Genomic DNA, 22,698 nt, shown 5'->3' with positions numbered 1-22,698 from the left:
TGTGCGTTGACCAACTCAAAAGCCGCTGATGGTTGGTAGCCAAGTTGACAGAAACGGCACGAAGGTGATCAGCAGCAGCGCCGTGGCCAACGCCAAGAAGAACGGGGGCATTTCGCGGATCAGGGTCGATGGCTTCAGCCCAACGGTCGAAGAAACAACAAAGATCAGACTTCCCACCGGCGGCGTTGTCAATCCGAGCGTCAGGTTGACGATCACGATGATGGCAAAATGGTTCGGATCAATCCCCAGAGCAAAGCTGATCGGCGCGAGGATGGGCACCAGGATCATAACGCCCGGCAGCGGATCCATGAAGAGGCCGAAGATGATCAAAAGCAAGTTGACCGCCAGAAGGAAAGCTACCGGCGCAAGATCCCAGGAGATGATGGTCTCGGCCAGAAATTGTGGCACATTTTCGATGATCAGGACCCAGGCGAAGGCGCGCGCGGCACCGAGGATCAGAAGCACCGCACCTGAGGTTAACGCTGCACGCAGTATAATGCCGGGCAGGTCCCGCAGACGAAGCGAGCGATAGACAAACATGCCAATAAAAAGAGCGTAGAACACGGCAATGACCGAGGCTTCGGTGGGGGTGAAGACCCCGAACCGGATTCCCCCGACAATCAAGACAATCAGCGTAAGCGCGGGTAGAGCAAACAGTGCGACCCGCCCGATTTCCATCCACCCCGGCCTTTGTTCGCCCGATGCGTAGTTTCGCCGCTTGCTCATATTGGCGTTGGCCACGAGCACCGTCGCGGTGATCAGTAGCCCCGGCAGAATCCCGGCCATGAACAACGAGCCAACAGAGACGTTCTGATCTTGCATCGCGTAAATGATCATCGTGATAGACGGTGGAATGATCGGCCCGACAACGGCGCTGGCGATCGTCAGGGCGCTCGCATAGGGACGGTCGTAGCCGCCCTTTTCCATCATCCGGATCATCATGGTTCCAGGCCCGGCCGCATCTGCCAATGCGCTTCCGGAAATTCCTGCAAACATTGCGGAACTGATGACATTCGCGTGCCCGAGACCACCGCGCAGATGGCCCACGAACGCCTGTGCCAGACGTAGGATGGCATGAGTAACAGCGCCCCCGGTCATGATCTCGGAGGCGAGGATGAAAAACGGCACCGCCAGCAACGGAAAGCTGTCGAGACCGGCGAACATCTCTTTCACGACGACAAGAGGTGGATAATTTGACGCAAGCGTGATCGCGGCAAAGACCGAAATTGCCATCGCGAAAGCGACCGGCAGCCCAAGGGCAAGAAGCAGAAATAGCGCGGGAAAGAGGATTTCAGCCATTGGCACCGCCGGGGAAAACGTTGCTATCCGTGCCGGAGGCGTCGAGGCGCTTGTAGCCGCCTGCCGTAATGAAAGGTCGAGCCACCAGCAGCAGGTGGACGATGAGCAGTGCAAAGCCCACGGGCATCGCGGCATAGACATAGATGAAGGGCAGACGCAGTGCCGGGGTAACCTGATACTGCATCCGCTCGGCATACTCCCAGCCGACATGTACCATGAAGGCGAAAAAAACCAGCAGGATGATGACGATACCTGCCCTGAGCAGTTTCTGACCGGTTTTTGGCAGGCTGTCCTGAAGATTGGTAATGGCGACATGACCGCCGGTGCGCAGGATCAGCCCGGCGCTGGTGAAGGTCAGCCAGATCATCAGATAGCGTGCCGCCTCGTCCGCCCACGGAAGAGAATGCGAGGTCAGGTAGCGCAACGAGATATTTGTCCCGACGGTGACGGCCATTGCGGACAGCATCAGAACCAGCGCCCAACCGTTCAGCACGACAAAGATATGTTCCAGCCGTTTCACAAGATGCCCCCGGAGGTCACGCCGGTATCAGACCGATACCGGCGTGAAGTCGTCACTCGAAGTTCACGATAGAGTCGACCAGATCTTTGCCATAGGTTTCGTAGTAACCTTCATAGGCCGAAGCGATAGAGGCCTGAAACGCGGCTTTTTTCTTCCGCCGACAGTTCGTTGACCTCCATTCCGCGTTCCTTGAGCGTTTCGACGCCGGTCATCTCGACATTGTCGACATAGCCACGCATCTCGGTCACGGCTTCCTCGGCAGCCTTCTGGAAGGCCGCCTTCTGTTCGTCATCCAACCCGTCCCAGAATGGTTTCGATACCAGCAACATCGCAGGCGAATACACATGGCCGGACAGGGTCAGGTATTTCTGCACCTCGTCAAGCTTCACGGAAACGATTAACCGACAACGGGTTTTCCTGCCCGTCGATTACGCCCTGCTGCAGCGAAGAGACAACTTCAGGCCAGGCCATCGGCGTCGGGGCCGCGCCCATGGCATTGAAGGCAGCGAGGTGAACCGGATTTTCCATGGTCCGGATTTTCAGGCTCTCTACATCCGCCGGAGTATGGATCGGATTGCGGTTATTCGTGATATGGCGGAAACCCTGTTCGCCCCAGGCCAGCCCCTGCATACCCACGTCTTCGAATTTGGCCAGAATATCCTCGCCAACGGGGCCGTCCAGAACGGAGCGGGCATGGTCGAGATCACGGAAAAGGAACGGGATATCGAACACGCCGGTGTCAGGGACGAAGTTGGCAAGAGTGCCGGAAGAAACGATGGTCGCCTCCACGGTGCCCAGTTGCAGCCCCTCGATTACTTCGCGCTCGCCGCCGAGCCCGGAAGAGGGAAAATGCTTGAACTCGAATTCATCGCCGGTTTCGGCCTTCACGACCTCTTCGAACTTGGCAGCCGCGACGCCGTAATGGCTGTCGGGCGCGAGTGCATAGCCGATCTTGACTTCGGTCTGCGCGAAGGCCGAAGTGCCCATTGCAAGAAAAATGCCGGTTGCGCCCAGTCCGCGTGTAATAAATGTCATGAATGTCCTCCCGATTGACGTTTGATTTTGCTACACAAGGTTCTTCGGGGTGGCAACCCGGTGATGCAGGGCTATGCAACTGCTTGGGGCATCTGCCCGCCAACCGGGTTCAGAGCCTACGACCCTGGTGTCACGGGCATGTGCCTGCGCGAGATCTGTCAGGGTGTGCCAACTATTCGGCGCAAGCATTGACGACGGGCCCCGGATCAAGGGGAGGCGGCATCAGCCGCGGCATATGATTCACGCTAACGGGAGTATCCCCCACATCCTTGTCCAGTCGCGGCGCATCAACACCGATGAAGCCAACGCCCGGGCGTCCCGAGCAATGACCTCTGCATGGGGTTCTGATGTCTTGGAGCACACGGCGATCTGACGACCCTGTCTGGTCCGCCGACGTTTCAGCGGGACTCGAGGAGGATGATTTTGGTCTATGCGATTGCGGACGCGTATGGGTTTTGCCACTGTGCGGCTCGGAGACTGTCCAGACTATGTGGAGGGTGGCAAGCGATAACCTTTCAGGCGTGACTGGGAAGTCCGGTTGACCATCGGGGCGTGCAATCGACGGTCGGACGTGCGGTCGACAGCTTGAAGAAGCCGTTACGCCCCACCTTCAAGTCCGTATTTCCGAATAATGTCTTTGATGTGCATGTCCTGCTGGGGATCGGGCAGCAGCGCGGGTTGGCGTGACAGCCCGACGGAGGCATCGCTGAGGTAGAGCGCGCGTTTGACCAGCGCCGGGGGATAGCCCAGCTTGTAAAGATCGGTGCGGAAGGCGGTATAGGTTGCCTGGGCCTCTGCCGCGCCAGCCTCGTCACCGGCATTCACGCAAGCGACGATCCGGGCCAGCACCTCGGGCATCACGTTGCCGAGGCCGGAAATCACACCACGGGCACCATTGGCGAGTGCCCAATGCACCAAGTGGTCGGGGCCTGAATAGACATCGAAACCGGCAACATCGCGGCCTATCGCCATGTAGGCCTCCAGCGTGTCCTGCGCGCCGCCGGAATCCTTGATCCCGGCGATATTGCCATGCGCAGCCAAGGTGCGCGCCGTCTCGGGTTCGATATGGTTCTGGGTTCGGGCTGGAATGTCGTAGAGATAGACCGGCGTGTCGACGGCGTCGGCAACGGCGGTGAAATGGCGGATCAGCCCGTCCTGGGTGCAGGCGATGAAGAAGGGCGTGATGACCGCGATCCCGTCGACGCCGATCCGGTCGAATTCGCGGGCCAGCGCAATGGTTTCGAAGGTTGCGGGCATTCCGGCATTGACGATGACGCGGGTGCGCCCGGCGACCTCATCGACCACCTCGCCGCAGAGCTGTACCTTCTCGTCGAAAGTCAGCGCTGAAAAATCGCCGTTCGTGCCTGCGCACATGATATGGTTGCCGGCTGCGACCTGGCGGCGAACCTGGGCGCGCGTGGCCTCGTAATTGACGGTCTCGTCATCGTTGAAACAGGTGACGAGGGCGACGAAGGCTTCTTTGTGATCTGTCATTTGTGTCATCCGCGTTTTGCCGCTGCCATCTGGGCGGCGTAATCCAGCGCGCAGAGCATGTTTGCATGGTTGGCCTTGCCTGTTCCGGCAATGTCGAAGGCGGTGCCGTGATCGACCGAACAGCGGTCGATGGGCAGGCCGAGCGAGACGTTGACCGCGGTATCGAATGCGATCAGCTTGATCGGGATGTGCCCTTGGTCGTGGTATTGCGCGATCACCAGGTCGAAGGCGCCCTGGTAGGCGCGGTGATAGACCGTGTCCGCCGAGATCGGGCCCTGCACGTCCATGCCCTCGGCCCGGGCGGCCTTGACGGCGGGGCGACATGCAGGTCATCCTCGTTGCCAAAGAGGCCGTTTTCGCCGCAATGCGGGTTGATCCCGGCGACGGCGATGCGCGGCGCGGCGATGCCCATGCGCTGAAGATGCCGGTGGCCGATGCGGATGGTTTCCAGCACCCGCTCGGTCGTTGCGCGGCCGATCGCATCCTTGAGCGACACATGGGTCGAAACATGCACGACGTTCAGCCGTTCCGACGCCAGCAGCATCCAGGATGCTTTCGATCCGGTCAGATGCGCCAGCATACCCGTATGGCCGTCGTAATGGTGCCCGGCAGAGTTCAGGGCCTCCTTGTTGATCGGCGCGGTCACGATACAGGCGGCGTCCCCGCCCATGGTCATCTCCACCGCCCGCTCGATATAGCGGAAGGAAGCCTCGCCGCAGGCCGGCGAAAGCACGCCGAAGCGGCCAGGCAGATCCTCAACCGGAACGTGGGCGACGCGAATGCCGTCGCCCGGCGCCTCCGGGTCGATGATCGTCAGGGCCAGTCCGCACGCTTGAACCGCGCGCTGCATGGTGTCGCGGTCGCCGACAACGATGGTTTGTGCCCGCAGTTCCGCATCCCGCTCAGCCAGGGCTGCGGCGGTCACTTCCGCGCCGACGCCCGAGGGGTCGCCCATGGTGATGACAATCTTGTCGTGCATTTCTGTCTCCTGGGAACCGCGGCTTCGATGCGGTAGTTAACCTATAGGTAAAAAAGCTGCAAGTTATAATGCCGAGTACGTTAAATTAGTGGAGTACATGCAATACAATACTGGAAATGTTTCGCATTTCTGAGGTAAGGTATATTACAACAACTGGCAAATTGGTAAACTGTATGGCGCTCGATACGCTTATTCTGGCCGATGATCTTACCGGTGCACTGGACTCGGCGGTCGGATTCTCGGGCGGTGGCCGGTCCGTCATCGTCGCCCGCAGCCCGGTGGCGGTGCCCGAGGCGCTGGCCCGAGCGCCCAACGTGCTGGCCATCAATACGTCGAGTCGGGAAATCCGGGCAGAGGATGCGGCCCGCCGGGTTGGCGAGGCGCTGGCGCATCTCGATCCGGCGGCGGTGGGTAGGGTGTTGAAGAAGGTCGACAGCCGCCTCAAGGGCAATATCATGGCGGAAGTCGAGGCGCTGGAGCGCTGGTTCGCGCCTGACCGCCGCGTGGCCTGTCCGGCGATCCCCGGAATGGGGCGGCGGGTGACACACGGCGCGCTGGAAGGCAGCGGCGTCGACCAGCCGATTCCGGTGGCGGACTGCTTTGTTGGAAGGGTTGAGGTGCCCGATGTCGCCTCGGATGCCGATCTCGATGAGGTGGTGCAGGGCGGCACAGGCCGCGTCCTTTGGATCGGGGCGCGCGGTCTTGCCTTTGCCCTGGCCCGGGCCAGCGGTGTGGCCGCGCCCGAGGTAACGCGATTGCAACCGTCGGTGATGATTGCGAATGGCTCGCGCGATCCGGTGACACGGGCGCAGATTGCGACCCTGGGCGGGCGCGTGACACGCCTCGACGCCCCGGACGGCATTGTGCCCGAAGGCACCGCTCCGCATGGCCGGCTGGTCCTGTCGATTTCCGACGGCGGCGCAGGGATTTCCGGGTTGGAGGCCGCGGCCCGCTTTGCTCGCGGCACCGCGCAGCTGGCCAGGCAGGTCAAACCGGCGGCGCTTCTGATCTGCGGCGGTGAGAGCGCGCAGGCCGTGCTGGACCAGTTCGGTCTAAACAGTTTACAAGTGAGTGCCGAACTCAGGCCGGGCCTGCCGGTCTGCGAGGTGCAGACCGATTGGGGCAGGGTGCAGGTGGTCACCAAGTCGGGCGGCTTCGGCGCGCCGGGTCTTCTGGCGGAGATCCTGGACGAGACGGTGATGCAAAGATGAAGGTCACGAAGATGGATCAGTCCACGCCGAAAACGCCCGCAGGCCGCAGCGGTCGCCCGCCGCTGTCAGACAGGGTGTATGCCGCGCTCAAGAACCGCATCACGCGTGGCGACTACGGCGCGAATGAAAAACTGCCCGCGGAGAAGGACCTGTCGGGCCAGTTCGGCGTGTCGCGCCCGGTTTTGCGCGTGGCGCTGGAGCAATTGCGCGAAGACGGGTTGATCGTGTCGCGCCAGGGTGCGGGCAACTTCGTGCGGGTCAAGCGCGAAACCGCGCTGGGGTATACACCGGTCGAAACCATCGCCGATATCCAGCGGAGCTACGAGTTCCGGCTGACGGTCGAGGTGGACGGCGCGGGACTCGCGGCGCAGCGGCGCAACCAGGAGGTTCTGGACGAAATGCACAAGGCGCTCGACCTGTTGGCCGATGCCACAGGATCGCGCCTGCACCGGGAAGATGCGGATTTCTCCTTCCATCTCGCCATCGCGCGGGCCTCGAACAACCAGTACTATACCGAAACGCTGAAGGCGCTGCGCGACCACATCTATGTCGGCATGAAGATGCATGGTGATGCGCTGATGTCCGATGGTGCATCGGCGCTCGAGCAGGTGCTGGGTGAACACCGAGGCATTTTCGAAGCCATTGAGGCGAAGAACCCGGAGCGTGCGCGCAGCGTGATGCGGGATCATATCGTCCATTCGCGCGCGCGGCTGTTCGGGGCCGGAATGCTCGATCTTTCGATGTGATCGGCGACGCGGCGGGATCGGCCCACAACAGGGCCGGTCGCCATGTCAGCCTTGTTCAGAACGCGTTGTGATAGAGGGTGTGGACATCCGCAACGCTCATGTCGCGCGGGTTGTTGTCCATCAGCCGCCGGATCGCGTGGGCTTCTTCCGCCCAGTCGGACAGATCGGCTTCGTTCGCGCCATGTGCCTTCAGCTGCATCTCGATCCCCAGGTCGCGGCAGAATTCAAAGGCCGCGGCCTTAAGCGCATCCTCGCTGCCCGCGTTTTTCAGGCCGAGCGCGTCGGCGACCTCGGCGGTCTTGGCCACTGCGACCGGTTGGTTGAAGGCGAGCACATGCGGGAAGATGATGGCATTGGCCAGCCCGTGTGGCAGCGACAGCCGGATGCCCAGCGGATAGGCCAGTGCATGGCCTGCGGCGGTGTTCACCGGGCCGAGGCAGATGCCGCCGTAGTAGGAGGCCAGCATCATTCCGGCGCGCGCTTCGCTATCGGTGCCGTCCTCGACGGCACGCTTCAGGTATCGCCCGACAAGTCCGAAGCCCATGCGGGCATAGCCGTCGATCAGGTCATGCGCCCGAGTGTTGGTGAAAGCCTCGACGCAATGCGCCATGGCATCGACGCCGGTGGCGGCGGTCACGGCGGCAGGCACGGAATAGGTCAGCTCCGGATCGAGCACTGCGAGATCGGCAATCAGGTGCGGGCTTTCCACGGCGATCTTGGACTTGGTCTCCGGGTCGGTCACAAGTGCCCGAATTCCGGCCTCCGACCCGGTGCCGGCGGTGGTGGCCACCTGGAACAGGGCGGTATCGCGGCCCGCCACCCGGTCGGGCCCGGCCACGTCCCGCAGTGTCTGGTCGCTGTTCCACAGCGCCGCCACCAGCTTGGCCACGTCCATCACCGACCCGCCCCCAAGGCCAACCACCAGGTCAGGACGGTGCGCACGCGCGCGTTCCAGCACCCGTTCAAAGGCTGGCAGGTCTGGTTCGGGCGGCACATCATCAATCACGCTTATGTCGCCGGGCAGACCCAGCCCGTCGGTATATTGCGCAGTCGGGCCGGAGGCGATGACGAGCGGGCGCGACACGCCCTTGGCCAGTTCGCCGACCTTCGCCGCGGCACCGGTTCCGATTTCCAGCCGCCTGGGTTGATGAATGGTAATCATTCGGTCCATGGTGGACATGGGAGCACTCCTTTTCAGGCGGTTTGCGCGATCAGACGGCGGACGGTCGCTGCATCCAGCCGCACGTGCCGGATGGCGCGGCGGTAGAGCGTATAAGCGATGTCGAGCCCGCCATCGGTGCGGGGCAGAAGGACCGGGTAGGACAATTCCTTGTTCTTCCCGTCCTCCGAGTTGTTGGAGAGGCAGGTTCCGGGGCTGTCCTCGATGACGTGCCGGACCGGAAAGGTTAGCCCGCCGTCGAATGACAGGCAAAGTGCAAGCGGCGCGCGCTCCACGCCCCAGATCGGCTCGCATCCTTCACGGGCCTCGGCCCGGTCGTCGGTTTCCTCGATCTCGTCATAGAGCGAGGTGCGGCGGGATTGCGATTGCGCCGCCGAGACCGGGTTGCAGACCAGGCCGATCACCCCGTTGGCAAGACGAGCGACGCCGATCGAGCTGTTGTTGTTGGGTACGTCGGTCGGGGTGGGGGCGCTCCAGCTGCGACCACCGTCATGGCTTTCCGAGCGGTGCACGAAATCCGACTGGCGACGGCGGTAGAAGGCGGCCATTTCCGCGCCCCCCAGCGGCACGGGAGACATGTGCACCGCTCCGGCCGAATCGGGCACCTCGGCAACGGACCAGGTGGCACCATTGTCCTGGCTGACCGCGATGGCGGCGGTGTCGAAGGCGCCGGTCCAGCGAATCCCGTTGCGCGGGTTGCAGCGGAATAGCGGCAGCACCCAGGCGCCATCATCGCGCACGAAAGGCCGGGCGCGGATGAAGGTGCCGTTCGGTAGGCCGATATCGCGTTTCTCGCCTGACTCGAGGCGGTCTTCTTTGCGGATAACGGAGCGCATGAAGACGCGGGCCTCGTCCTGGTTGCCCGCGGGTTGCGCGGTGTTGAACAACCAGACCTGTCCGTCCGGCGCGGTGAACAGGACCGGGTTCTGTTCGGAGCGCGCGGCATCGTCTGACAGTCGCGCGGCGGGGCCCCATTGCGCAGACCCCTCATCGAGAACCGCGGCATGGATCGAGATATCAGACTTACCCTCCAGCGTGCCGCCAAACCAGGAACAGGCCAGCGCGCCGTCGGGCAGCCGGGTCAGGAAGGCGGCGTGGTTCTGGATCGTTCCGGCCGGCAAGATTGCCCATTGGCCTCCGTCGCGCGGCACCAGCGTCCCGTTCATTTCCGCTGCGATTTCGTCCGGCGTCATACGCGGCTTCCTCCTGTATGTGATCGAGCCGGAATGTGTGAAGAATTGGACAAGTTGTCAAGTGTACTTACGGCAGCGACTAGCCATGAAGGGGATCATGATCGGGTTCATCCAAGATAAATAGTTATAAAACATCATTCTATGGGATATCTTCGACTGAATACGTTTATCGTTTGACTTTTAATACCAAGTTTACCAATACTGGTCTCGCGAATCCGCAAGCCGTGGAAACGCCTCGACTGCGCCAAGCGGCACCTCAGATCGGGGCGGGGGCGCAGCTGCGTTCCAAATATTTGCGAAAGCGATCTGTTTTCAGGGAGGAAACATGAAACACGCGACACTTCTGGCCGGTGCGTTGTTGGCGACAAGTGCCTTCAACCCGGCCTTTGCGCAGGATGCCGACGTGACGGTCGTGCTTGCTGAAGAGCCCGACCTGGTCGAGCCCTGCATGGCGACCCGCTCGAACATCGGGCGCATCGTGCTGGGCAACATCAGCGAAACCCTGACCGAACTCGACGTGCGCGGCGACGAGGGGCTGAAACCGCGGCTGGCGGAAAGTTGGGAGATGGTGAACGACACAACCTGGCGGTTCAACCTGCGTCAGGGCGTGAGCTTCTCGGACGGGTCTGCCTTCGATGCCGAGGATGTAAAGCATTCCTTCGAGCGCGCCCAAAGTGATCAGATCACCTGCGAGATCTCGCGCTATTACGAGGGCATCTCGATTACCCCGAAGGTGGTGGACGCGCACACTATCGACTTCACCACCGACCCGGCGCAGCCCATCCTGCCGCTGCTGTTGTCGCTTCTGACCATCGTGCCTTCGGAGACCCCGATCGAGTTCACCCGCGAACCCGTCGGTACCGGGCCCTACGTTCTGGCCGACTGGGCACCGGGGCAGAGTATCACGCTTGAGCGTCGCGATGACTATTGGGGCGACGCGCCCGCCGTGTCCAAGGCCACTTACGTGTTCCGCAATGACCCGTCCGTCCGCGCGGCGATGGTTGCCACCGGCGAAGCCGACATCGCGCCGTCGATCTCGGCCATCGACGCCACCACCGAGATGGACCAGTCCTATCCGAACTCGGAAACCACGTATCTGCGCATCGACCATGCCGTCGCGCCACTGGATGACAAGCGGGTGCGCGAGGCGCTGAACATCGGTATCGATCGCGAGGCCTTTGTCGGCACCATCCTGGCGGAAGGCACCGATATCGCCACCGCGATCAACGTGCCGACGACGCTGGGCTGGAATGCCGACACCGCCGTGCGCGGCTACGACCCGGAACGGGCCAAGGCGCTGCTGGAAGAGGCCAAGGCTGACGGCGTTCCCGTCGACACCGAGATCCTGCTGGTTGGCCGGACCGGCAACTTCCCCGGGGCGACCGAAACCTTCGAGGCGATCCAGTCGATGCTTTCCGAGGTGGGCTTCAATATCCGTCTGCAAATGGTCGAAGTGGCCGAGCATGAGCAGTATTACTCGAAGCCCTATGTCCAGGACCAGCCGATCCTGGTCGGTGCACAGCACGACAACTCGCGCGGCGATCCGGTGTTCTCGATGTACTTCAAGTACCATTCCGATGGTCGCCAGTCGGGCATTGCCGATGACAAGGCCGATGACCTGGTCGAACGCGCCACCGCCGCCACCGGCGAAGAGCGCGAGGCACTGTGGTCGGAGCTGTTCGGTTACCTGCATGACGAGGTCATTGCCGACGTCCTGCTGTTCCACATGGTGGGTCATGCGCGGGTTGGCAACGGTGTCGATTACACCCCGACGATAGCCACGAACAGCCAGCTTCAGCTGTCCGAAATCGGCATCAAGTAAGCTGTCCTAGAACGGCGCGCGTAGGGTCCATGATCTGCGCGCGCCGTTTCGTTAACCGAGGGAGTGGTCCATGAAATCGACGCTGGGAAAACGTGCCCTGTCGAGCTTTGTCTCGCTGTTCGTTCTGATCGTGCTGGTCTTCTTCCTGTCGCGTCTGACAGGTGATCCTGCGGCGCTTTACCTGCCGGTTGATGCCTCCGAGGAGATGCGGCAGAACTTTCGCGAGCTGCACGGGCTGAACGACCCGGTGCTCGTACAGTTCGGGCGTTACCTGGCAGATCTGGCCCAGTTCGATTTCGGAGAGAGCCTGCGTAAGGCGCGGCCCGCGCTGGACGTGGTGCTGGAAGCCTTCGTCTGGACGTTGAAACTGGCGCTGATCACCATGACGCTGGTGACTGCCGCGGCCATCGTCGTCGGCTCGATTGCCGCCTTCCAAGTTGGCCGGCCGTTCGACCGCTTTGCGTCGGTCCTGTCGCTGATCGGCGCCTCGGCCCCGGATTTCTGGATCGCGATCGTGGGCATCGTGATCTTCTCGGTCAACCTGGCCTGGCTGCCGACCTCCGGAACGGGCACGATCTGGCACTGGGTTCTGCCGATCTCGGTGCTGTTCATCCGGCCTTTCGGGTTGATCCTTCAGATCGTCCGCGGGTCGATGATCAATGCACTCGGTTCGCCTTACGTCAAGACCGCCCGGGCCAAGGGGGTCAAGAACGGGCCCGTCATCTTCGTCCATACCCTGCGCAACGCCATGCTGCCGGTAATCACCGTGATCGGCGACCAGGCGGCGGCGCTCTTGAACGGGGCTGTGGTGGTCGAAACCATCTTCGGGTTTCCCGGCGTCGGCAAGCTGATGATCGACTCGATCCTGCAACGTGATTTCAACGTTATCTTGGCGGCCATCATGGTTACGGCGGTTGCGATCTTCATCATGAACATCCTGATCGACATTGCCTACGCGCTGCTTGATCCGCGGATCCGGGCTTAAGGAAGCAACCATGAGCAACGCCACCACCAATCCTGCCGCGGTCGAGGTCAAGGTGCAGTCTGGCACCCGCCGCGTTCTGCGGATGCTTTGGGCGGACAAGCTGGCCATTTGCGCCGCGATCTTCCTGATCGTCATCCTGCTCTGCGCGGTCTTCGGGCCGATGTTTCTTGAGGATATGGCCGCCAATACCAACCTGAGGGCGCGCAATGCGCCGCCATTCGAGCTTGAGCGCGGGTTCTTCTTCATTCTCGGCGGCGATGCCCTGGGGCGGCCACTGCTGGCGCGGATCATCGTCGCGGCGCAGAACACCATGGTCATTGCCGCAGGCGCGGTGCTGGCTTCGCTGATCGTCGGATCCACCCTCGGACTGATCGCCGGCTATGCCGGGCGCTGGACCGGCGAGGTGATCATGCGGCTGGCCGACGTCATCATGTCGTTTCCCTCGCTGCTCCTGGCGGTGATCGTGCTCTACATGCTGTCGCCCTCCATCGCCAACCTGGTGCTGGTTCTGGCCATCACCCGCATTCCTATCTACCTGCGCACAACCCGTGCCGAGGTTCTGGAAGTGCGTGAACGCATGTTCGTTCAGGCTGCCAAGGTGATGGGCGCGTCCAACCGGCGTATCGTATTCAAGCACATCCTGCCGGTGATCCTGCCGACGCTGCTGACCATCGCGACGCTGGATTTCGCCTTCGTCATGCTGGCGGAGTCGGCGCTTAGCTTCCTGGGCATCGGAATCCAGGCACCCGAAATCACCTGGGGCCTGATGGTCAGCCAGGGGCGGCAGTACCTGACGAATGCTTGGTGGCTCGCTTTCTGGCCGGGCCTGGCGATCATCCTGACCACCATGTCGCTTAATTTGCTGTCGAGCTGGATGCGTGTCGCGCTCAACCCGACACAACGCTGGCGCCTCGAAATCGGAGGGAAGAAGAATGGCTGAGCATCTTCTCGAAGTGCGTGACCTGTCAGTGCGGTTTCACACCACCCAGGGCATCGTCAACGCGGTCAACGGGATCTCGTGGCATCTCGATCGGGGCGAGACTCTGGCCATCCTCGGCGAGTCGGGTTCGGGCAAGTCGGTCTCGGCAAGCGCCATCATGAACCTGATCGACATGCCGCCAGGCGAGATCACCAGCGGGCAGATCCTGTTTGACGGCACCGATCTGCTGAAAGCGTCGGAAGAGGAGAGACGACGGCTGAACGGCAAACGGATCTCGATGATCTTCCAGGATCCACTGGGCCACCTGAACCCGGTCTATCCGGTAGGCTGGCAGATTGCCGAAACGGCGATGGCCCATGGCCAGAGCAAAGCGGCAGCCTATGAGCGCGCGTTGAAACTGATGGAGCGAGTGGGCATTCCGAACGCGAAAGCATCGATGCACAAGTATCCGCATCAGTTTTCCGGCGGTCAACGGCAGAGGCTGATGATTGCCATGGCGCTGGTCCTGAAGCCCGACATCCTGATCGCCGATGAGCCAACCACCGCGCTCGACGTGACGGTGCAGGCCGAGGTGCTGTCACTGCTGGAAGAATTGCAGGATGAGACCGGCATGGGGCTTCTGCTCATCACCCACGATCTTGGCGTTGTCGCAGAAGCGGCCGACCGGGCCGTCGTGATGGAGGGCGGGCGCATCGTCGAGACCGGCACGCCGCGTGATCTGTATCACAATCCGCAGCATCCCTATACCCGCAAGCTTCTGGCCGCGGCTCCCGGCAGGGGCGAGATGCGGACAGCACAGAGCGGGGGTCAGCCGATACTCGAGGTGCACGGGCTGCGGAAATCTTATGGCGAGCTCGCAGCGCTGAAAGGCGTCGATTTCGACCTGATCGCCGGCGAAACGCTGGCCGTAGTGGGCGAATCCGGCTCTGGCAAATCCACCATTGCCCGGCTCATGCTGCGGCTGGAAGAGGCCAGCGGCGGCACGGTAAAGTGGAAAGGCGAGGATATTCTTGCCAAATCCCCGCGCGAAATGGGCAAGCTGCGCCGCCAGTTGCAGATGGTGTTTCAGGATCCGACCCAGTCGCTCAACCCCAACATGTCGGTCTACGAGATCATTTCCGAGGCCTGGGTGATCCATCCCGATATTCTTCCGAAACCCAAGTGGCGGGCGAGGGTCGGCGAGCTGCTGGAGCAGGTGGGGCTCAAGGCCGAACACGCATTGCGCTATCCGCACCAGTTCTCGGGTGGGCAGCGGCAGCGTATCGCCATCGCCCGCGCACTGGCGCTGGAGCCCGATCTGATCATTTGCGACGAGGCGGTCTCGGCGCTCGACGTGTCAGTCCAGGCGCAGGTCATCGCGCTCTTGGGCGATCTGCGCGACCGGCTTGGCATTGCCTTCATCTTCATTGCTCATGACCTGCCCGTGGTGCGCGACTTTGCCGACCGGGTGCTGGTGATGAAACAGGGCGAGATCGTCGAGCAGGGGCCGGTACGCCAGATATTCGACGCGCCCCGCGAGCACTATACACGGCGGCTGCTTGCGGCGGGTCTTGATGCCGATCCCGATATTCAGGCCGACCGCCGCCGCGCGCGGGCGGCCCTGGAAACCGCCTGAGACACAGGTGGAACCCCTAGGTGGTTGTCGTCACACGAACCAACCCAAGATTGCTTGCCTCGCGTCCTGACCAGGTTCGCCAGCCACGCCGGACTATGCAACAGTCCCCCGCTACCTGATCACGCAGAGAGTCTTGCGACACTGCCTTCAAAGGCAGACCAGTTCAGTGAGGAAGGCTCGGGAATGCGGGGCCTGGCTGCGCGCTATGCTAGTCGTGGAGAACCCCGATGCGCCGGGTCCGCAGCATGACGTTCGACACGGTCAGCAGATGTTCTTCCATATGTCGCGCCGCTTCGGCGGATTGGCGTTGTTCGATCTTCTGGAAAAGGTTCTGATGCTGAACCCCGAGGCGCGCGATCATGTCGACCGAATGGCTTTCCTGCCGCTTTTCCGTCCAGTCGGCACTGCGGCGCAGGGCGCGGATCGACTGATAGATGGTCAGAAACAGCGGGTTATGGGCCAGTTCCGCGATCTTGAAATGAAACACTTCATCGGCGGTGTCGTATTCCTTGGGGTCGCGGGCGTCGATGGTACGATCCAGCAGGCGGCCAAGCTGGCGCAGTTCTTCGCCGGTGGCGCGTTGGGCGGCCAGCGCGGAGAGGGCGGGTTCGATTTCCAGCCTGACCTCCATGACGTTATGTGGCGTCACGTCCTTGGCGAGCGTTCTGATGCGGTCCTTGTGCAGCGCGGGCGGCGGGGCAGGAAAGGTGCCCTGCCCATGATGGCGGAAGATCACGCTGTCGCGTTCCAGCTGGTCGAGAATGCGACGCAGGCGCGTGCGCCCGATACCCAACTCCTCGGCCAGGCGCCGCTCCGGCAGGATGCGGCCGGCCTCCAGCAGGGACTCATTGGCAATCCCGGCTTTCAGCCGTTCGATCAGGTCCAGGTCTGCCGGATCGGCGTTGCTCAAGAAAGACTCCCCAGAAGGTCCATAAACATGCGCAGGGAGGTAAGCCCCAGAAACAGCCCGAAAGCCAGCCGGAGCGCCCTTTGCGGAATGCTGTGTGCGATTTTTACACCGACACGTGCGAATGTGGTAGTCAGCGGGATGATGACCAGAACGGCCAGCAGGTTCACATAGCCCAGCGAGAAGGGCAGCAAGCCGTCCTGCCCCCAGCCGGTGAGGATGTAGGTTATTGCCCCTGGCACACCGATGATGAAACCGATTGCGGCTGAGGTGCCCACGGCCTTGCGGATATCGTAGCCAAGGAAATTCAGAAGTGGCACGCAAACCGTGCCGCCGCCGATGCCCATCATGGCCGAGATCGCCCCTGCCAGCGTGCCGAAGAAGGCCCAGACCGGCTTTGAAAAGCTGCGCGGTTCCGGCCCGGTGCGCACCTTGCGGAACACCATGTCAATGGCCACCAGCGCGGCGACAACGGCGAAGACACCGATCAGGATACGTCCGTCAACCAGCCCGCCCAGCGTGCCGCCCAGCAGCACGCCCACAAGGATCGACGGACCCCAGAGCTTCAGCAGGTCAGTATCGACGGACCCCTTCTTGTAATGCCCATACGCCGATGACATGGCGGTGAAAATGATCGTGGCGAGCGAGGTGCCGACAGCAACCTGCATGGTCAGGCCCGGCTCCATCCCTGTCAGCGACAGCGCGAAGTAGAGCGCCGGCACGATAACGATGCCGCCACCGACGCCCAGAAGCCCCGCGAGGATGCCGCCGCCGATACCTGCGCCGATGGCGACGCTCAGCAAAGTGATCAGAGTTTGGGTATCCATTGCTAGGCCTTTCCTTGTGTCGTTGCGCGGGACAGTGACGGGCGGCCTCGGGCGATACGGTCGGCGTCGGCCTGTTTGATTTTCTGGTCAATGTGATCGCGCGTCGGCGTGCCGGAAAAATTCTGTTCGGTCGGCATCGCTTCAGCGACATGGATATAGCGCTCGCTCGACACGTCCAGCAGGCGGCGCAGTTCATCCAGCGGGGCTGCATCATCATCCACGCGCAGCGACAGGAAGGGGTAGGGCTGTCCTCGATGGATGGTCAGTGCTGCCGATTGCTGTCCGCGTTTGTCACCGCCCGCGGCAAGTCCAGCGTCCATAGCGGCGAGCAGGCGGTCAGCCAAGGCCCCCTTCGCTTCCGCGAAGGCGTCGAAGGTGGCGTCAACAACCTCTGGCCCCGTCAGCATATTGCCCGCGACGGAATGCAGACGCCCGCAGCGGTGACCCGCCCAGTCCACGCAGTCTGCACCTGTATGCGCCGCGAAATTGCCGTGGTTGTCGAGCATATGGCATTGGCGGATAGCCTCGCCGTCATCGCGTGCGCGGAGATCCTGAAACACCCTGTCGGCTGCCTCGCCTACGCTCAGCCGCACGCGGCCTTCAACGCCCCACATCGGATTGACGAAGGCTTGCGTGGCAACCGCGCAATTGCGGCCGAGATAGCCGACTGCCGCCCCTGCCGCGAAGAAACGCGAGGCAACGGCCAGTCCGATCTCGCCTGTGTCAGCGTCCTTGGCGATGATCGAGTACGTCATCTTAACGACCTACGGCATAGGCCTGCATCAGGCGCGGCGTGGCGGCGGCGCGCAGCGTGCCATCGGGGTCGCGCATCGCGGCACTCAGGCGGCCGACAGTCCACGGCGCGGCGACCGTCACGACATGCCCGCGCGCCTTCAGCCCTTCGATGGTGCCTTCGCCGATGTTGGGTTCGATCATCATCTCGCCGGGTTTGGCTTCGCGCGGATAGAACGAGCCCTGGAAATGCATCGTGTGGAAAAGAGGCGCGTCCATGCCTTCTTGCAAATCCAGCCCGTGATGGACGAAGCGCAGGAACCACACCAGCTGCCACTGGTCCTGCTGGTCGCCGCCGGGGGTGCCGAAGGACAATGCAGGCTGGCCGTCTTTCAGCGCAAGGCTGGGCGTCAGCGTCGTGCGGGGGCGGCGTTTGGGGGCGAGCGAGCTCGGCAGGCCATCGTCCAGCCAGAACATCTGCGCGCGGGAATTCAGCGGAAAGCCCAGCCCCGGAATGACCGGTGAGGATTGCAACCACCCGCCGGACGGCGTCGAGGACACGATGTTGCCCCAGCGGTCGATCACGTCCAGATGCACGGTGTCGCCGCGGCGTTCGGTCAGATGCGCCATGGTCGGTTCACCCGCATCGGCACCCTTGTTGACGTCGAAATCCGTGGCGGCACGTCGGATCGCCGCATCGGCCCATGCCTCGTAACCCGGCAGGCGACCAGGGCGCTGTTCGGTGGACGCGGTGTCGGTGATCAGCTTGGCGCGCTCGGCGGCGTAGTCCTCCGACAGCAGCGCATCCATCGGGATCTCGGTGTGGTCGGGATCGCCGTAGTAGGCTTCACGGTCAGCATAGGCCAGCTTCATTGCCTCGATCACGGTATGGACGAATTCCGTTCCGTTGGGGTCCATTGCCGCCAGATCGAAATGCTTCAGGATTTGCAGCGTTTGCAGCAGCACCGGCCCCTGACCCCATGGCCCCGTCTTGCAAACGGTGTAGCCGTGATAGTCAATGGACAGGGGCTCTTCGTAGGTCGCTTCCCATTCGGCCATGTCATCGCGCGACAGGATGCCGGAATGCTTGCTGCCCGAGACGTCCATCACCTCGGCTGTCTCTAGATAATCCGCGATGGCGTCTGCGACGAAACCTTCCGACCATGCTTTCCGGGCGCTGTCGATCTGGTCTTCGCGGGTGGGGCCGTAGGCCTCGTCCACCAGCCGCTGGAAGGTCGCGGCCAGATCGGGGTTCTTGAAATTCTCGTTGGGCTCCGGCGCTTTACCGTTCGGACACCAGACCGCGAAGGAGGAGGGCCATTCCGTCTCGAAATACTGGGCCAGCCCTTTGATCGTGTTCGCCACGCGCGGCAGAACGGGGTGCCCGTCGCGGGCATATCCGATCGCGGGTTCCATCACCTCGGCCAATGTCATCGTGCCGTGATCGCGCAGCATCAGCATCCAGCCGTCGAACGCGCCCGGAACGACCGTCGCCAGCAGGCCGGAACCGGGGATCAGGTCCAGCCCGAGTGATTTGTAATGGTCGATCGTCGCTGCGGCAGGGGCCACGCCTTGTGCACAAAGAACTTCGGTTTTGCCGGTTTTCACCGAATGAAAGATCGCGGGCATGTCACCGGCGGGGCCGTTCAGATGTGGCTCCACCACTTGCAGCGTCAACGCGGTGGCGACGGCGGCATCAAAGGCGTTGCCGCCCTTTTCCAGGATGCCGAAGCCCACGGCGGAGGCGATCCAGTGAGTCGAGGCGGTGACACCGAAGGTGCCACGGATTTCGGGGCGGGTTGTGAAAGACGGCATGGTCTTGTCCCTTCTTATTGTTCGCGTGGGTCGAGCGCGTCGCGCAGCCCGTCACCCAGAAGATTGAAGCCCAGCACGACCAGGAAGATCGCGATTCCCGGCCACATGGCCATCCAGGGGGCCTGGTTGAGGAAGTTCTTCGCCGTGTTCAGCATGGACCCCCAGCTTGGCGCGGGCGGCTGCTGGCCAAGGCCAAGGAAGGATAGCGATGCCTCGGCGATGATCGCGGTAGCAATGGTCAGCGTGGCTTGCACCAGCACGGGTGGAAACACGTTGGGCAGGATGTAGCGGCGCAGGATCTTGTGCGTGGGCAGGCCGATGGCGCGGGCACTGTCCACGTAATCCTCGGTCTTGACGGCGATAACCTGTCCGCGTGTCAGGCGGATGAAGATCGGCGTGGCGGACAGGCCGATGGCGATCATGGCGTTGGTCAGGCTCGGTCCCAGAAACGCGGCAAGTGCGATGGCGAGGATCAGGAAGGGCGCGGCCAGCAAAGCCTCGGTGCAGCGCGAAATCACCGCATCCGACCAGCCGCCGAAATATCCCGCGATGATGCCAAGGGGCACACCGACGAAGACGGCAATCAGCACCGACACGACACCGGCCAGAAGCGAGGCCTGTGCCCCCCAGATCAGGCGGGCCATCACGTCGCGGCCGATCTCGTCCGTGCCCATCGGATGCGCGGCGGTGGGTGCCTTGCGCACGGCGCCCCAATCCGTCGCGGCGGGGTCCGGGATGGGCAGGATCGGGGCCAGCAGCGCGATCAGCACGAAGAAGCTGACGAGGATGCCGCCGAGCATGGCGCTACGGTGGCTGCGGAATTTCTTCCAGACCCGGTTCTCGGGCTTGGCGGACAGGACCGGATCTGTGGCGGTTGCGTCGGCCATCACTGTTTCCTCAGGCGCGGGTTCAGAATGAAATAGGCGGCATCGGCCAGCAGGTTCATCACGATGAAGCCAACGCCCGTGCACAGCACGATCCCCTGCACCACGGCATAGTCACGGTTGAACACCGCATCGACGACCAGCTTGCCGAAACCGGGGATGGTGAAAATCTGCTCGGTCAGGACAGCGCCCGCGATCAACTCGCCGAACAGCAGGGCGCTGAGCGTGACGATGGGCGTCAGCGCGTTGCGCAGCGCGTGTTTCAGAATGACCACGCGTTCCTTGAGGCCCTTGGCGCGGGCGGTGCGGACATAGTCGGATTTCAGCACGCCAAGCATCGCGGACCGCGTGTGGCGCATCAGCGTCGCGGCCAGCGCAGTACCCAAAACGAAGGCGGGCATTAGCATGACCTTGATGGACAAAAGCGGGTCTTCGCCAAAGGGGACGTAGCCGGATGCGGGCAGCAATTGCCATTTCACCGACACCAGCAGGATCAGCATGATCCCCAGCCAGAAATTGGGAATGGACAATCCCGACAGCGCGACCACATTGGCGACATAGTCGATCGGCGTGCCTTTCTTGACCGCCGACAGGATGCCTGCGGGTATCCCGATCACCAACGCGAAGATCATTGCCATGATCGCAAGCTGGATCGTTACCGGCAGCTTCTGCGCGATCAGTTCCGTCACGGGCTGATTGGTCCGCAGCGAAATCCCCAGATCGCCTTGCAAGACGCCACCCATCCAGTTGACGTACTGCACGGGGATCGGATCGTTCAGGCGATATTTCTCGCGCAGGTATTCGATGACCTCGGGGTCACGTTCTTCGCCTGCCATGGCAAGCACCGGGTCGCCCGGCAGAAGTTTCTGCATCCCGAACACGAACACCGAGATCAGAAGGATCGTCGGGATCGCAATCAAGATGCGGCGCAGAATGAATGAAAGCATCGCTTGAACCTTGGGTGGATGGCCGCGCCGGTGATACGGCGCGGCCGGTCGATCATTCGGACTTGGTGACGCCTTCGAGGCGGATCATGCCGTCCGGATAGGGGGTGAAGCCCTCGATGGAGCTGTCCAGCGCCCAGATCCATGTCTGGTGGTACAGATAGACCAGCGGGCTTTCGTCGATCAGGATGTCGCGCGCGGCGTCATAGGCGGTCTTGCGTGCCGCCGTGTCGTTGCTTGCGCGCGCATCGTCCAGAAGCGCATCGACCTCTTCGCTGGAGAACTTGGAATCGTTGATGCCGCCATCCGTGGTCACGAACTGGTGGATGTTGCCATCGGGGTCCACGCGGCCCGACCAACCGATCTGGCTGGCAGTATAGTCGCCTGCGGACTGGTCGGCCAGCAGCGTCGCGAATTCCTTCGAGGTGATCGTCAGGTTGATGCCGGCTTCGGCGACCATGGCCTGCACGACCTGCATCAGTTGCATCGGAACCGTGGTGTTGGGCACCTGCACCTCGAGATCGATCCCGTCGGCATAGCCCGCCTCGGCCAGCAGCGCCTTGGCCTTTTCCAGATCACGTTCCGGCACCGGATGGCCGGCATCGTACCATGGGGAGTTCGGCGGGAAGGGCTGGTTGCCTGCGGCAAACGCGCCTTCGAACACGACCTGGTTCAACGCGTTGCGGTCAATGGCGTAGCTGAACGCCTGACGCAGGCGCTTGTCATTGCCCCACGGGTTGTCGCCTTTTTCGCCGTTGTTCACATTGAAGGTGACGCCCTGATAGCCGAGCGAAACCGCGCTGGACACGTTGATGCTGTCGTCGCCTTCCGCTTGCGCCAGATCGGTCGCGGCCAGGCGTTCCAGCATGTCGATGTCACCCGATTGCAGGTTCGCAAGGCGCACCGTGGTGTCGGGGATCGGCAGATAGGTGACGCTGTCGAAATGGATTTCGTCCGCGTTCCAGTAATCGGCATATTTGGTCAGCGTGATGCGGTCCTGTGCGATGCGGTCTTCGAACTGGAACGGGCCGGAGCAGACCGGGTTCAGACCGAAATCGGCACCTGCTTCTTCAGCGGCGGTGGGAGAGATCATCATGCCTGCGCGGTCTGCAAGCTGTGCGAGCAAAGTCGCATCAGCAGAGGCCAGGTCGAGACGGATTTCGTACTCGCCCAGCACTTCCGTGCCGGTGACCGAGGCCAGTTCCGATTTGCGGCGCGATTCTTCGAGGGTCTGCGAGCGTTCGATATTGGCGGCCACGGCTTCGGCGTTGAACGGCGTGCCATCATGGAAGGTGACGCCTTCGCGCAGCTTCATGGTCAGCTGGGTGCCATCGTCGGACCAGCTCCATTCGGTGGCGAGTTGCGGGATGATTTCCAGATCCGGCGTGATGTCGACCAGCTTGTCGCACAGCGCGGTGTATACGATGCGGCCAACGAAGGTGCGTGACTGGTCCGGGTCCAGCACATCGGCGTCCGATTGCAGCGCGATGCGCAGGTCTTGCGCCTGTGCGCCGAGGGCCGTTGCGCTCAGCAGCGCGGCCAGGAGGGTTGTTTCACGAAATTTCATATC

The 22,698-nt window shown here is 62.5% G+C and carries 18 protein-coding genes and 2 pseudogenes; 6 read left to right on the top strand and 14 right to left on the bottom strand.

The window, feature by feature from the left end; all coding sequences use genetic code 11:
• Positions 1-15: 15 nt before the first annotated feature.
• From FPZ52_RS15005 to pdxA, 5 genes and pseudogenes are all read right to left on the bottom strand, one after another.
• Positions 16-1,299 carry a TRAP transporter large permease gene (locus FPZ52_RS15005; RefSeq protein WP_146366413.1) on the bottom strand — a complete coding sequence of 428 codons (1,284 nt, stop codon included), beginning with the start codon at positions 1,297-1,299 and terminating at the stop codon, positions 16-18.
• A complete protein-coding gene (locus tag FPZ52_RS15000; protein ID WP_146366412.1) occupies positions 1,292-1,819 on the bottom strand; it encodes a TRAP transporter small permease in 528 nt (175 codons plus the stop codon). Before FPZ52_RS15000 ends, FPZ52_RS15005 begins: the two co-directional genes overlap by 8 nt.
• 52 nt (positions 1,820-1,871) lie before the next feature.
• A pseudogene (locus FPZ52_RS14995) lies at positions 1,872-2,854 on the bottom strand (TRAP transporter substrate-binding protein).
• A gap of 597 nt (positions 2,855-3,451) precedes the next feature.
• The gene (locus FPZ52_RS14990) at positions 3,452-4,348 is read right to left on the bottom strand and encodes a dihydrodipicolinate synthase family protein (protein WP_146366411.1); all 897 of its coding nucleotides are present in this window, start codon (positions 4,346-4,348) and stop codon (positions 3,452-3,454) included.
• Between the two features lie 5 nt (positions 4,349-4,353).
• Positions 4,354-5,327 (bottom strand): annotated as a pseudogene (gene pdxA / locus FPZ52_RS14985) (4-hydroxythreonine-4-phosphate dehydrogenase PdxA).
• A gap of 173 nt (positions 5,328-5,500) precedes the next feature.
• Between pdxA and FPZ52_RS14980 the strand changes: the two are divergent.
• A complete protein-coding gene (locus FPZ52_RS14980; protein WP_168201378.1) occupies positions 5,501-6,538 on the top strand; it encodes a four-carbon acid sugar kinase family protein in 1,038 nt (345 codons plus the stop codon).
• A complete protein-coding gene (locus FPZ52_RS14975) occupies positions 6,535-7,284 on the top strand; it encodes a FadR/GntR family transcriptional regulator (RefSeq protein ID WP_240804478.1) in 750 nt (249 codons plus the stop codon). Before FPZ52_RS14980 ends, FPZ52_RS14975 begins: the two co-directional genes overlap by 4 nt.
• A 55-nt stretch (positions 7,285-7,339) precedes the next feature.
• On the opposite strand, the gene FPZ52_RS14970 is transcribed toward FPZ52_RS14975, so the two are convergent.
• Both FPZ52_RS14970 and FPZ52_RS14965 read right to left on the bottom strand, forming a co-directional pair.
• A complete protein-coding gene (locus tag FPZ52_RS14970; RefSeq protein ID WP_146366409.1) occupies positions 7,340-8,464 on the bottom strand; it encodes an iron-containing alcohol dehydrogenase in 1,125 nt (374 codons plus the stop codon).
• A 14-nt stretch (positions 8,465-8,478) separates the two neighbouring features.
• Entirely contained in the window at positions 8,479-9,657 is a 1,179-nt protein-coding gene (locus FPZ52_RS14965; RefSeq protein WP_146366408.1) for a sialidase family protein, read from the bottom strand.
• A 325-nt stretch (positions 9,658-9,982) separates the two neighbouring features.
• Here FPZ52_RS14965 and FPZ52_RS14960 point away from each other — a divergent pair, with 325 nt between their 5' ends.
• From FPZ52_RS14960 to FPZ52_RS14945, 4 genes are all read left to right on the top strand, one after another.
• Complete coding sequence (locus tag FPZ52_RS14960) at positions 9,983-11,479, top strand: ABC transporter substrate-binding protein (RefSeq protein ID WP_146366407.1); 1,497 nt, start codon at positions 9,983-9,985, stop codon at positions 11,477-11,479.
• A 70-nt stretch (positions 11,480-11,549) separates the two neighbouring features.
• A complete protein-coding gene (locus FPZ52_RS14955) occupies positions 11,550-12,464 on the top strand; it encodes an ABC transporter permease (protein ID WP_146366406.1) in 915 nt (304 codons plus the stop codon).
• Between the two features lie 10 nt (positions 12,465-12,474).
• Positions 12,475-13,404, top strand: a complete 930-nt coding sequence (locus tag FPZ52_RS14950; protein ID WP_146366405.1) for an ABC transporter permease — start codon at positions 12,475-12,477, stop codon at positions 13,402-13,404.
• Positions 13,397-15,019, top strand: a complete 1,623-nt coding sequence (locus FPZ52_RS14945) for an ABC transporter ATP-binding protein (RefSeq protein ID WP_146366404.1) — start codon at positions 13,397-13,399, stop codon at positions 15,017-15,019. Before FPZ52_RS14950 ends, FPZ52_RS14945 begins: the two co-directional genes overlap by 8 nt.
• Positions 15,020-15,227: 208 nt before the next feature.
• On the opposite strand, the gene FPZ52_RS14940 is transcribed toward FPZ52_RS14945, so the two are convergent.
• From FPZ52_RS14940 to FPZ52_RS14910, 7 genes are read right to left on the bottom strand one after another with little or no spacing between them, the layout of a single operon-like run.
• Positions 15,228-15,929: a FadR/GntR family transcriptional regulator gene (locus FPZ52_RS14940; protein WP_146366403.1), complete on the bottom strand. Its 702-nt coding sequence runs from the start codon at positions 15,927-15,929 to the stop codon at positions 15,228-15,230.
• On the bottom strand, positions 15,926-16,753 hold the full coding sequence (locus FPZ52_RS14935; RefSeq protein WP_146366402.1) for a sulfite exporter TauE/SafE family protein: 828 nt from the start codon (positions 16,751-16,753) through the stop codon (positions 15,926-15,928). The genes FPZ52_RS14940 and FPZ52_RS14935 overlap by 4 nt, the downstream gene beginning before the upstream one ends.
• A 2-nt stretch (positions 16,754-16,755) precedes the next feature.
• Entirely contained in the window at positions 16,756-17,508 is a 753-nt protein-coding gene (locus tag FPZ52_RS14930; protein WP_146366401.1) for a DUF1028 domain-containing protein, read from the bottom strand.
• A gap of 1 nt (position 17,509) precedes the next feature.
• Entirely contained in the window at positions 17,510-19,300 is a 1,791-nt protein-coding gene (locus tag FPZ52_RS14925; protein WP_146366400.1) for a gamma-glutamyltransferase family protein, read from the bottom strand.
• Positions 19,301-19,314: 14 nt separating this feature from the next.
• The gene (locus FPZ52_RS14920) at positions 19,315-20,187 is read right to left on the bottom strand and encodes an ABC transporter permease (protein ID WP_146366399.1); all 873 of its coding nucleotides are present in this window, start codon (positions 20,185-20,187) and stop codon (positions 19,315-19,317) included.
• Positions 20,187-21,131, bottom strand: coding sequence for an ABC transporter permease (locus tag FPZ52_RS14915; RefSeq protein WP_146366398.1), 945 nt, complete (start codon positions 21,129-21,131; stop codon positions 20,187-20,189). The genes FPZ52_RS14920 and FPZ52_RS14915 overlap by 1 nt, the downstream gene beginning before the upstream one ends.
• A 52-nt stretch (positions 21,132-21,183) precedes the next feature.
• On the bottom strand, positions 21,184-22,695 hold the full coding sequence (locus FPZ52_RS14910) for an ABC transporter substrate-binding protein (RefSeq protein WP_146366397.1): 1,512 nt from the start codon (positions 22,693-22,695) through the stop codon (positions 21,184-21,186).
• Positions 22,696-22,698: the final 3 nt, after the last annotated feature.

This window comes from Qingshengfaniella alkalisoli (assembly GCF_007855645.1).
In the GTDB taxonomy this organism is placed as follows: Bacteria; Pseudomonadota; Alphaproteobacteria; order Rhodobacterales; family Rhodobacteraceae; genus Qingshengfaniella; species Qingshengfaniella alkalisoli.
Note: the sequence above shows the minus strand (reverse complement) of the source record. Positions and strands in the feature narration are given on the sequence as shown.